The organism is Legionella wadsworthii DSM 21896 = ATCC 33877, assembly GCF_000701265.1.
GTDB classification, from domain to species: Bacteria; Pseudomonadota; Gammaproteobacteria; order Legionellales; family Legionellaceae; genus Legionella; species Legionella wadsworthii.
Genome location: NZ_JNIA01000025.1, coordinates 1 through 12467, shown reverse-complemented (window position 1 = coordinate 12467; position 12467 = coordinate 1). Strand labels below are relative to the sequence as shown.

Sequence of the window (12467 nt, the reverse complement as noted above, 5' to 3'; positions counted from 1 at the left end):
CATATTTCTAATTAACACGCCTGAAAAATTTTCAGGGACTGATTCCATCTACCGAATGGCCAGCTTTAAGGCCTTATCGAACCAGAAAAAAACAAACCACGATAAACCCTAAAAAACCATAAAAAGGCGATAAATTCCAAAAAACCAAAGCAAGGAAAAATATAAAACAGCATACCGCTATTGGAATTGAAAAATACATGCCCACAACGCCTTGTGCAACTGAGTAACTCGCCGCAGCAAGTAAAGCCAATGCGCCATATTGTACCCCGACCATTATTTTCCGAATTCCTGGCCCACTATGGCTGGTCAACCACTTATACCCTAACAAAGCCATGAACAATCCCGGTAAATTAAGACTAAGAACTGCAAGAATTAACCCAGTTACTCCAGCAGCCTTATACCCTATGAGCGCTGATAATTTCACACCAGTTAATCCTGGAAAAATAAAACTGGAACCTACCATTGCCACGAATTCTTCCTGATTAATCCAATGCCGGTAATCAACAGCCTCATATTCCAGTAATTTCAACATGGAATTACCGCCACCTAGTGATATCAGGCCTATTTTTCCAAAGCTTAAAATAATCGCAAAAAAGGTGTTCATCATAATTTAGTTATATTTTTCAGGAAAGTTACATAATCGCAGGAAACGGGCTCGTCCAGCAAGAGCTTAGAAATCTTCTTGACCAGAGTTAGGGATTTTCCTTCGATGCAAACACTAAAGTAAATCTTGTGGTGTACTTCAAGACGTGAGAGTTCAATTTTAGCTTTTGGAATGGTTGGTAATTTATAAATGAAGGCTTCTTTTTTTACGTAAATTTCTTTTCCTTCTTTTTCGACATGCTCTCTGATTTCTTTTAAATCTGGAAGTCCTGAGTTGTCATGACCGCCGAGAGCTATTTTTGGTCCATAAGCTACCGCTTGTTTTGTCTGCTTTAGCAATGGTTTGTAAAGTAATTGATCTCTACGTTTTTTTATATTGTAATTTTGAGCAGCGATTAAATAATAATAGTCTTCTCTAATTTTGTGCTTATAATTTCCTAATTCAAGTAAGGCCATATCAATATTGTTTAAAACAATAGTTTTATTCTCTGGCCAAAAATAACGAATTTCCCATTTTAAATGTTCGTCTTTTACATCCACAAAATCCGTCAGAGAAGCATTTCCATTTGTTGTGAATTCGAAATTCCAAACCAATCGTTGGTTCATTCTCAATTGCTACTCTCAAAATAAAGAGTATATACTACACCTTTATTATCCAAAGCAAGGGAAGGTATTGATATGATGTCCATTCTGTTCTTTTTAATTTACCTAATCTTTACCCTAATCGTACTCTATAGAGCAATGAATCCATTAGTATGGGAATTGGGGAGTGTTTTATATCTAATAGTTGCCACTTTTGCTATTGGTTTGCCTTGGACCATCGGGTTTATACTTTGGTTTGTAATTATTGTGGCGCTACTTGTTGTCTACCTGGAACCATTGCGTGCTTTTATTGCCGACCGGCTTTACAATAAAGCCAGTAAATCGATTCCTAAATTATCAAAAACAGAAGAAGAAGCGCTCAATGCGGGTGACACCTGGTTAGAACAAGATATCTTCACTGGAACACCTGATTGGGACAGATTGTCTCATGTATATACCGAGCTGACGCAAGAAGAACAATTATTTCTCAATAATGAAACCCATACCTTGTGTAGCATCATTGATGAATGGGAAATTAGCCAGGCACGCGATTTACCTGAAAAGGTATGGAAGTATATTAAAGAGAATGGTTTCTTCGGCCTTGTTATTCCTAAAGAATATGGCGGAAAGGGATTTTCAGCGCGCGCTCATTCCGAGATTGTGATGAAAATTTCGAGCCGATCTGGAGTCGCTGCGGTTACGGTAATGGTTCCCAATTCTTTAGGCCCTGCAGAATTGATTAATTATTATGGAACCGAAGAGCAAAAAAATTATTACTTACCGCGTCTCGCAAAAGGTATCGATATTCCCTGTTTTGCTTTAACTGAGCCAGGGGCTGGAAGTGATGCCACATCGATTCAATCTACGGCAATCGTAGTGAAGAAAAAAATAGACAATAAAATGGTGCTTGGATTAAACATCACTTTAGACAAGCGCTGGATAACTTTAGCCCCTGTAGCGACATTAATCGGTCTTGCGGTGAACGTAAAAGATCCAGAGGGCTTATTGCAGGGCGAAGGAACAGAGGGGATCACTTGCGTATTGATTCCCAGGGACACAGAGAATTTGGAAATCGGCAATCGTCATTTGCCTTCTGATCAACCTTTTATGAATGGAACAATTCGTGGTAAAGATATTTTTGTCCCTATAACAACCGTGATAGGAGGACAGAGACGCATAGGTACTGGCTGGAAAATGCTGGTGGAGTGTTTGTCTATTGGTCGTTCCATTTCTTTACCTGCTCTGGGAGCTGGTTCCTCTTCTTCTTGTTATTTAGCTACCAGTGCATTTGCACGGGTACGTTGCCAATTTAATGTGGAAATCGGGCAGTTCGAAGGAGTTGAAGAAAAGCTTGCTGAAATCGCTGGTTTAAATTATTTGATCACTTCAAATCGGCTATTAACTGTAGCTGCCGTGAATGAACATAAAAAACCATCAGTAGCTTCAGCGATCACTAAATATTTTAATACGGAGCTGGCAAGAATCGTAGTTAATTCTTCTATGGATGTTCATGCAGGCCGCGCTGTAGTGGTCGGTCCACGTAATTATTTAACCAATTTTTATAACGGAGTCCCTATATCTATTACCGTGGAGGGAGCAAATGTGATGTCACGAAATCTGTTGATTTTTGGTCAAGGTTCCATGGCATGCCATCCCTATATACGCGATGAATTTTATGCAATTTCCAATCAGGATAAACCGGCTTTTAGAGAAATTATCTGGAAACACATCCAATACTTCCTGCAGAATTTTGCGAAAGCGATATGTTCTGGTTGGACTGGCGGAATATTTATTATCGCACCGAAACAAAAAATGAAATGGGATTACAAGCGATTGGCACGATTAAGCCACGCTTACGCCTGGTTGGCCGACTTATCTTTGATCGTTTTAGGGGGTGATCTAAAACGCAAAGAGCGATTATCCGCTAGACTTGCTGATGGAATGTCCTACCTTTACATGGCGATGGCTGTTTTACGCAATGTACAATTAAATAATGAAAATCCAGATGATATGTTACATGCTCGCTGGGCCGTTTCTTATTGCTTTTATCATGCGCAAAAAGCGATGATCTCCTTGTGTTACAACTTTCCAAATCGCTTTTTGGGCATTTTTGCGCGTATTTTTGCATTCCCTCTGGGACAAACGATGCGTTATCCTTCCGACAAACTGGAGCAGAGATTAGCTCGTTTGATGACTCAAAATAATCAATATCGTGATCGCCTAAAAAATATGGTGTATCTCAGCGGGGACTCCAAACAGCCTATAGATAGGGTAGAAAACGCATTACAACAAATCATCCAAACGGACAAGCTGACTCAAAAATTTGGTGATCTGAAACGTGTTAAATTCGGCCGACTCAAGGATAAGTTAACTGAAAAAATTTCGAAGAATGAGCTATCACAGGAAGAAATGGATGCACTACTTGCTACCGAAGCTGCCCGATGGGATGCAATTTTAGTGGATGAATTTTCTTTTGACTCTATGAAAAAGCAAACCTTTCAATCCATCACTGATGAGATTAAATCACCTTTTATGCAGGGGGAGAGAGAGGTGAAATCAAAAAAAATGCCTGAGGATGTTTCTTCATAATTTCAAATCCCGCGGGTAAACGCGGGTTTTTACTCATTCTTAACGTGCGACCGAATGAAACTGTTTTACACTTGGTTCTTTTGATTTGCTATAATAAAGACATTGCAATAACCTGAATTCATGAGAGATTTAATATGGGTGATAAAGCCCCTTCCTTAATATCCAATAAAGATGTGACCTTGCCCCCAAGAGAAGATCTATTAAAAGCCATGCAAAATGCAGAACGTTCCCCAGAAGCAGCGCGGTATTTAAGTGAGCGTGTCCATCAAATCGTAGATAGTTCAAAATTTATTAATAAATCCCCAGCTTCTCGTAAAGTAGCAGAAGAAGTCCTAAAAGCAGTAGATGAATTTACTAAATTTGTTGAATATAAGTTTGAGCAGGGTGTGAAACCGTGGTCTGGTGAAATGCCAGAAAAATCTGACTTCAAGAGAATGCAACAAGGTATTGCCCAGGAAGCTGTTGGTACTATCTCCCAAAAACAATTACCGGGTATTCGCTTCGATTTTGCAATCAGCAGAGAGGGCCATTTTGTTCGGGGATATGCTTCGACGGACAATCAGGCAGGACCTTTAGGCGAGGATACAGTTGCCTCCTTAGATCGCTTGTTTAATGCTTGGTTAGCCAGTAAAAATCCACCGATTGCAACAGACAACGGCTACTTTTATAGAGCGGATGCCAATGGCAATAGAGACAATAAAGCCCTAACCGCAGAAGAAGTGGAAGAGCTGATGCAAGACTCAGCAGAAGATTTCAAAAGATATTTGGCAGATAGAAATGTGGAAACCTCACTTGTATCGAAACACCGTGATTATCCTGGTGAAGAGCATCGAGTCAAGAAAGCAGCTGCTCAAAAAGCAGTAGAAAGGGCTATTGAAATAGGGGAGGAAAAAGCACCAGAACCAACTCCACAGCAAAGTCAGAGTACTGCGCCAAGATAATGGGGCTGGGTTGTACAGCAAGGCAAATAAGTCTCGCGTACGACACACTTTTGAATTTATTTTAGCTCTTTAATTCACCGCATTGAGCCTTTCTATGGTTCCTATATCAAACCAAAGACCAGAATAAACACTTGCAGTCGCTTCTTTTTGTTGGGCATATTGACGGATTAGAGGCGCAACTGAGTAACGTCCTTGCTTGCAGTTTGCAAATATTTGCGGGTGATAACAGCAGATTCCAGCAAAGGTATACTCCGGATTTGCATTCGTTAATTGTGATTGATTCATTAAACCAAAATCACCATGATGATTCAAAGAAGGATTTTTATTCACTAGTATGGCATGAATCGCTTGGGTATTTTCAATATCCAATTGTGTAAAATCAAAATCAGTAAAAATGTCTGCATTGACAGTAATGAATGGTTTTTTGCCTAAAAGTGGTAAAGCATTGACGATACCGCCACCCGTCTCCAATCCACCAGGAGGTTCTGGTGAATAGCATATTTCAATTCCCCAACGGGATCCATTGCCTAAGTGCTGGCGAATTTGTCCACCCAGATAAGCATGATTGATTACAAGTCGCTCAAAACCAGCTTTGGCTAAATTGATAACATGATATTCTATCAAAGGTTTGTCGTTAACCAAGCATAATGCCTTGGGATAAAGCTTAGTAAGCGGCTTTAACCGTTCTCCACGTCCAGCTGATAATATCATGGCAGTTTTCATGCTAAATGAACTCTCATTTGTAAAAATTGGAAAAACGGATGTAATTCGGCATAAGTTTCCGTACATTCAAGCACATATTTTAAGGTCAAAGGTAAATCTTTAATATATCCTGGTTTGTTGTCCCGTAAATGTAAGCGACAAAAGATTCCTAAAACTTTTAGATGCCTCTGCAATCCACACAGATCAAAAGCACGGATAAATTCGGTTAAAGAATAGTCCCGGGTTAAAGCACTTTGATGATAGTAAAACGTCACCCATTCCAGAACTTTATGTCTGGGCCAGGAAATATAACAATCTTTTAATAAAGATACTAAATCATAGGTTATTGGACCCCGCATCGCATCTTGAAAATCAATGACGCCCAAAGAGCAGTCTGTTTGGTTTTGCACTATCATTAAGTTGCGAGAATGATAATCACGATGAATGAAAGTTAAAGGTTGCAAACTGACTTCTTCTGCAACCCATTCCATGGTGTTTTGAATGAGATTGTATTCATTTTGATTCAATTCCAAAGCAAGAAATGCTTTAAAAAACCATTCCACGCATAAATTCATTTCTTTAAGCATGTGGGCCTTATCAAAAGGAGCAAGCAGAGGAGCATCAATCGGGCAGTTTTGGATTTTAAACAAAGTTTTTATTGCATGCTCGTAATAGCCGTTTACCGTCTCAGAAGAGAGTGCATTTAAAAGAAGTTGATTTCCTAAATCACTTAACAATAAAAATCCAGCTTCTAAATTCTTCTCTAAAATTTTGGGGGTATGAACATCTGCTTTTTCTAGTTGCTTTGCAATATGGATAAATGGCTTGAGATCTTCTTTTTCAGGAGGTGCATCCATAACAACTCGTGTTATGCCATTATATTTGAGGCGAAAATATCTTCTAAAACTGGCGTCTCCAGCTAAAGGCACCAGCTGGAAATCGTTCAGATTCAGCGTTTGATTTAACCATTCTTTCAGTGCGTTTTCTCGTGCATGCATGGTATACTTCCCAACATTATTTTTGGCTGTAACTTAGGATCCAGGTCTTCAATCGCAGGAGGGATGATGCCATAACCCCCCTAATGATGTGATGACCCAAGTGATAGTTACAAAGTTAATGTGCATAATAAGGCATTTTATCATTCGTGAACAAGATTTCATTTAAATGGTTCTTGATGAGTATCTTTTCGGTAGTACTCATTTTAATCATGTTAATTTATCATGCATTCGCTTACTCTGCTTCGGTCGTCAATGAACCAGTACAAGCATGTGTGATAGCGCGCGATGTTGATTTAACTGATGCAATAAGGTCAAAGTTTGCCCAATGCTTGGGATGGCACGCCGATCAAAGTTCACCTATTTGTCTTGGATCATACCAGCCACTTACAGTGACTCCGCTTGCTTCCCCTGACGAAGTAAGAATCATGGCAGATCGAGTCTCGTTTTATCAGGATAAACCCTCCAAGCTGACAGGACATATAGAAATACAGCAAGGAGAAAGAATCGTTAATGCACAAACAGCCTATGTATACCGGGATCCCAAGAGTAAGGATATTACTCATATAGAATTCCTGGGTAATGTACATTATTTGGAACCTGATAAACTTTTGATTGCTCGTAAGGCTACAATAAATCCCAAGGATAAATCTGGCCAAACTGAAGATGTCCTTTATCGTTTTAATATCAATAAACGAGCTGCCCTTCTACCTGCGTGGGGACGAGCAGGTTTAATGCAACGTTTTCCCAATTCGGATTATTTATTACGACAGGCAACTTACACAACCTGTTCCCCCCAGGACAAAGCGTGGGATGTCGAAGCAAAGTCGATTGTGATTGATAATACCAAAAAAATGGGGGTCGCAAGAAATGTAAAACTGCGCCTCCATGAATGGCCAGTACTGTATGTTCCTTACTTAAGCTTTCCTACGACAAAAGAACGCAAATCTGGGTTTTTAATGCCTTTAACGGGCTATTCCAATGTAGGGGGTTTTGATTTAGGACTTCCCTATTATTGGAATATTGCACCCAACTATGATTTGACTCTTACTCCCCATGTTTATACCAAGCGTAATGTCATGCTTGGTGGAGAATTTCGTTATCTAACGGCGAACAGTATTGGAGTTCTCACCGGCAGCTTTTTGCCGAATGATGCTGCTTACCGGAATTTTTTAAATAGCCACTCCGAAGAATTTCCATCCTTTAGAGATAAATCTTCAAATAGATGGCTAATAGGTTTTCTTGACACCACTCAATTTACACCTGCTTTAAGATTAAACCTGAATCTGCAACAAGTCTCCGATGATTATTATTTTCAAGATTTCAGTACAAATCTGGCCTTGATTACTCAGAGGCAATTATTACGTCAAGCTGATTTAACCTATTCCACGGAACATTGGACTTTTAGAGGAATGGTTCAAAGTTTCCAAACATTACATCCTATTAATGAAACACCCATCGCCGATCAATATGAACGATTGCCTCAAATATATGCCCGCGGCTATTACTTTGAATTACCTGGAAATGCTGATTTAAATATTAGGGGCCAATACGATCAATTTTTTTGGCCCACATCAAAATGGCAAATACGCGGCATTAATAAAACATTGGAAACAGGCCAATTTTTTGGAAATAATCCTTCAATAGTGGAAATGCCCCAGGGACCCCGGTTCCATTTTAATCCAGTACTTTCTTTGCCCCTCCGCAATAATTGGGGATTTATTACTCCATCAGCAGAATTCGTCGAAAACTATTATCAAGTGCAAAATAATTGGAATGATAATCATGCTGAATATAATCGTTTTATCCCACGATTTAGTACACGAACTGGATTATTTTTTGACCGATATTTTAATTGGATGGGAGAGTCTTACAACCAGACTTTAGAACCGAGCTTATTCTATTTGTATGTTCCGTATTATAACCAAAATCAGTTGCCGATATATGATTCGGCAAATATGATTTTTAACTTTGACCAACTTTTTAGAACCAACCGTTTTTCTGGATTTGACCGAATTGGTGATGCAAATCAATTATCTTATGCACTGACTTCCCGTTGGCTGTCTGAAAGTACAGGCGCTGAGCGGGCCAGTTTTTCCATTGGGCAAATTAAGTATTTTAGAGATAGAAAAGTACAGCTTTGTCGTAGTCTTACGGGAGATTGCCTTGCAAGTTCTCTGGAAATTGGTCAATTATCCCCCTTTTATGGATTTTCACCAATTGCTTCCAGGGCGGTTTATCATTTTAGTCCTCCTTTAAAAATTCTAGGTAATTACGTATGGAACCCGGCAAATTCTTCGACAAATAATGCGGGTTTAAATGTGCATTATCAACCCCAACCGAATGCAATAATTAATTTGGGTTACAGCTATCTTGTTAATGGAGATGTCACCAGGATTTTGAATAAAACAGGGGTAAATAATTCCCTGCATCAAGGATTGGTATCGGTGTCATGGCCCCTCAGTGAGCGATGGAGCACTATTGGTGCCTACAGTCATAATATCAGTAAAAATTACAGTATGTTGTCTTTACTGGGAATGCAATATGATAGTTGTTGTTGGGCTTTACGAATTTTGGGGGGAAGGACCTTTAAGAGTTTGAATTCTGAATTTTCTCCTCAATATAATAACAACATTTATTTGCAAATATTATTAAAAGGCTTAGGATCAGTAGCAAATAGCGATCCAGGAAGTATATTGCATACGTACGTTCCCGGATATAATGATCCATTCCATTCTTAAATTTAAGATGGTCGTTGAAGCAATGCAGCTTGTATTTTGCTTAAAAATAACCTAAATTGCTCGAAAAAAGTGAATAAGGATTGAGGCATGTTGAAAAGAATAACACTTATATGCATTTTGTTTGCGGCAGTCGGCGTTACTGAAGCAAAACAATTATTGGATAAGGTGGTGGCAGTGGTTAATAATGGAGTGATTACTGCGAGCGAACTCAACAAACAAGTTGAGTTAACAAAAAAACAAATTGCTGCACAAAAAATGCAAGTCCCCGCAAATTCGATATTGCGTAAACAAGTACTTCAGCATTTAATCGACGTGCATGTACAACTGCAAATGGCCAAGCAACATGGCATTACTGTAGATGATACTGAACTCAATCAGGCAATTGAAAAAATAGCCTCGTCAAATCACGCAACGCTGACCCAATTGCGGGAAGAGATTATTCGACAAGGCATGACCTGGGAAGGCTATCGGGAAAACATACGCAAAGAAATGATCCTTTCTCACCTCCAACAGAAAGCAGTTGGAAAAGAAGCTGCGGTTTCCAATGAACAGGTGGAACAATATTTGAAAACAGAAGGAGGGATTGTTAACCGTGCTGCGCTTACTTACCATCTGCAAAATATTGTTATCCCACTAAACGAAGAACCTACATCCGAAGAAGTAAAAAAGGCTAAAAGTAAAGCCGATATATTATTATCTAAAATAAAGAAAGGTGAGGATTTTAGTCGTTTGGCTATAGAGAATTCTAGCGGTGAATTTGCCCTTGAAGGAGGGGATTTAGGGGAACGCCATTTAGCAGAACTACCTGAATTATTCGCTAAGGAAGTAGTGAATATGAAAGCTGGCCAAGTCTCTGGGCCTTTACGGGCAGGAAATGGTTTTCAACTAATTAAGCTTGTTTCTATTGGCGGAGACAAACAACACCATGTCATCACAAAAACACACGTACGACATATTCTGTTAAAACCAGATCCCAGTATGCTGCCACAAGATTCCAAAAAACAAGTGATTAATATTTATCAACAAGTAAAGACAGGCAAAGATTTTGCATTGATGGCGAAACAATACTCTTTGGACTCATCGAGTGCTGTAAAAGGTGGAGATTTAGGATGGGTTGCCCCGGGGGTGCTCGTTCCCGAGTTTGAGAAAGCTATGGACAAGCTGGCGGTTAATGAAATAAGCCCACCTGTAAAATCACAATTCGGATGGCATATTATTCAAGTGCTTGGCCGTAAACAAGAAGATGATTCAGAGGCATTTAAAAAACAACAGGTGAGACAGTTTTTACAGCAACGAAAATTTGCTGAAGCAGTACAAAATTGGCAACAGCATATCCGATCTGATGCTTATATCAATATTATTGAGAAGGAATTGGCGTGAAGCCACTTCTCGTTAGCAGTGGAGAGCCAGCAGGGATTGGTCCAGATTTATGCTTGGCTCTAGCAAATTACGATTTTCCTCTCGTCATTCTAGGTGATCAAAGAGTACTTGAGAGCAGGGCAAAAGAACTAAATTCTGATGTCTGTTTTATCCCCTACGAAAGGGGTAAAGTGATTTCACCAAAAGCAGGGCACCTAACGGTGCTTTCAATCAACTGCCCAGAAAAGGTCCAGACCGGACACCTTAATTGTAGAAATGCTTCCTACGTCATAGAATTACTTCATCAAGCAGCTACACTATGTGGACGCGGGGAATTTTCTGGAATAATAACTGCGCCAGTCCACAAAGCCGTCATTAATGAAGCAGGTATTTCTTTTAGCGGACATACGGAATTCTTTTCTCAATTCTTCAATACCGATGTAGTCATGATGTTGGCGTGTCCGGCAATGAAAGTAGCTTTAGTGACAACACATCTACCTTTACATGAAGTCCCCAATGCAATTACCGCAGAATTAATTATTAAAGTGATAACTCAGGTGCATCGTTCATTAATTTCAGATTTTCATATTAAAAATCCATGTATTAAGGTGGCTGGTCTAAATCCGCATGCTGGTGAGTCTGGTTATTTGGGACGAGAAGAAATTGAAGTGATTACTCCTGCGTTAAATTTCTTACAAGAAAAAGGAATGAATGTCTTAGGACCTTTGCCTGCAGATACCCTTTTTATTTCCAATCAATTAAAAAATTGCGATGCTTTCATCGCGATGTACCATGACCAAGGTTTACCAGTGATAAAATATGCTGATTTTCATAACGCAGTGAATGTCACTTTGGGATTACCTATAATCAGGACTTCAGTAGATCACGGAACCGCTTTGGAGCTGGCTGGTAAAAATCTGCTTGATACAGGTTCTATGCTTGCTGCTGTTGAGATGGCAAAATCAATGGCCTCTTCTAGGATGACACAATGATAAGTTTAATTGCTGCGATTGATGAAAACGATGGGTTAGGAATAAACAACCAACTTCTTTGCCATCTTCCCGCTGATTTACAACATTTTAAATCCATCACTATGGGTAAACCCATCATCATGGGTAGAAAAACCTTCACTTCTATAGGGAAACCTCTACCTGGAAGAATAAATATTGTACTGAGTCATCAAGTAGACTCTATTGAGGGAGTAATCATATTTAATTCATTAAACAAAGCAATTGATACAATGAGTGAGTTTCCAGAAATTATGATCATAGGCGGGGCTGCTATATTTGCTGAAGGGATAAACAGAGCCGATCGTTTATACATCACTCGCATACATCATCAATTTGAAGCAGACGTCTATTTTCCGAAAATAGATGAATCGGTGTGGCATTGTCGTGAGAAGCAGTTTACGGCACAAGATGATAAAAATAAGTTTGATATGACATTTTATCTCTACGAGCGTTCCAAACAATGGCAAAACAACCTACATCAGTAATAATCTCCTAAATAAACACGCCAAAACGAATCCTCATGAGCAAAAAAATGTCCAACATGGACATCCTAAGATCTATATGGATTAAGGTAGATAAGCAAAAGTAAACATTTAAAAAAAAATGAAAAAAGTGTTTGACACAGGGAGGGAAATCAGTAGAATACGCAGCACGCCTTCGGGGCAGGTTCATTAAGAAGAGAGAAGACAAACTGTGTGGGCACTTTGAAGAACTTTGAGTGCTTAAGAAGTATATAAAGAGAAGTAAGAAGCTGGTTTTAAACTGGCACAGGAATTGAACTGAAGAGTTTGATCCTGGCTCAGATTGAACGCTGGCGGCATGCTTAACACATGCAAGTCGAACGGCAGCATGGTCTAGCTTGCTAGACTGATGGCGAGTGGCGAACGGGTGAGTAACGCGTAGGAATATGCCTTGAAGTGGGGGACAACTTGGGGAAACTCAAGC

Annotated in this window: 10 protein-coding genes and 1 rRNA gene; 7 read left to right on the top strand and 4 right to left on the bottom strand. The window is 39.5% G+C overall.

Annotated features, from left to right (window positions below; translation table 11 throughout):
• Positions 1-73: 73 nt before the first annotated feature.
• Together BU07_RS0104615 and BU07_RS0104610 are read right to left on the bottom strand one after the other, a co-directional pair.
• Positions 74-607 (bottom strand): chromate transporter, encoded by a 534-nt coding sequence (locus BU07_RS0104615; RefSeq protein WP_031563929.1) that lies wholly within the window; start codon positions 605-607, stop codon positions 74-76.
• Positions 604-1209 (bottom strand): hypothetical protein, encoded by a 606-nt coding sequence (locus BU07_RS0104610; RefSeq protein WP_031563928.1) that lies wholly within the window; start codon positions 1207-1209, stop codon positions 604-606. The genes BU07_RS0104615 and BU07_RS0104610 overlap by 4 nt, the downstream gene beginning before the upstream one ends.
• A 75-nt stretch (positions 1210-1284) precedes the next feature.
• Between BU07_RS0104610 and BU07_RS0104605 the strand changes: the two genes are divergently transcribed.
• Together BU07_RS0104605 and BU07_RS0104600 are read left to right on the top strand one after the other, a co-directional pair.
• Positions 1285-3774, top strand: a complete 2490-nt coding sequence (locus BU07_RS0104605) for an acyl-CoA dehydrogenase (protein WP_051635466.1) — start codon at positions 1285-1287, stop codon at positions 3772-3774.
• Positions 3775-3908: 134 nt separating this feature from the next.
• Complete coding sequence (locus BU07_RS0104600; protein ID WP_031563926.1) at positions 3909-4715, top strand: hypothetical protein; 807 nt, start codon at positions 3909-3911, stop codon at positions 4713-4715.
• 69 nt (positions 4716-4784) lie between these two features.
• Here BU07_RS0104600 and murU read toward each other — a convergent pair whose 3' ends face one another.
• Both murU and BU07_RS0104590 read right to left on the bottom strand, forming a co-directional pair.
• Positions 4785-5438 carry an N-acetylmuramate alpha-1-phosphate uridylyltransferase MurU gene (murU, locus tag BU07_RS0104595; RefSeq protein WP_031563925.1) on the bottom strand — a complete coding sequence of 218 codons (654 nt, stop codon included), beginning with the start codon at positions 5436-5438 and terminating at the stop codon, positions 4785-4787.
• Positions 5435-6415, bottom strand: coding sequence for an aminoglycoside phosphotransferase family protein (locus BU07_RS0104590; RefSeq protein WP_031563924.1), 981 nt, complete (start codon positions 6413-6415; stop codon positions 5435-5437). Before BU07_RS0104590 ends, murU begins: the two co-directional genes overlap by 4 nt.
• 176 nt (positions 6416-6591) lie before the next feature.
• Here BU07_RS0104590 and BU07_RS0104585 point away from each other — a divergent pair, with 176 nt between their 5' ends.
• The 5 genes from BU07_RS0104585 to BU07_RS0104565 form a co-directional block, all read left to right on the top strand.
• On the top strand, positions 6592-9153 hold the full coding sequence (locus BU07_RS0104585; protein WP_031563923.1) for an LPS-assembly protein LptD: 2562 nt from the start codon (positions 6592-6594) through the stop codon (positions 9151-9153).
• Positions 9154-9240: 87 nt separating this feature from the next.
• Positions 9241-10533 carry a peptidylprolyl isomerase gene (locus BU07_RS0104580; protein ID WP_031563922.1) on the top strand — a complete coding sequence of 431 codons (1293 nt, stop codon included), beginning with the start codon at positions 9241-9243 and terminating at the stop codon, positions 10531-10533.
• Positions 10530-11504, top strand: a complete 975-nt coding sequence (pdxA, locus tag BU07_RS0104575; RefSeq protein ID WP_031563921.1) for a 4-hydroxythreonine-4-phosphate dehydrogenase PdxA — start codon at positions 10530-10532, stop codon at positions 11502-11504. The genes BU07_RS0104580 and pdxA overlap by 4 nt, the downstream gene beginning before the upstream one ends.
• Complete coding sequence (locus BU07_RS0104570) at positions 11501-12007, top strand: dihydrofolate reductase (RefSeq protein ID WP_031563920.1); 507 nt, start codon at positions 11501-11503, stop codon at positions 12005-12007. The genes pdxA and BU07_RS0104570 overlap by 4 nt, the downstream gene beginning before the upstream one ends.
• A gap of 291 nt (positions 12008-12298) precedes the next feature.
• Positions 12299-12467, top strand: a 16S ribosomal RNA gene (locus tag BU07_RS0104565); the annotation flags it as partial.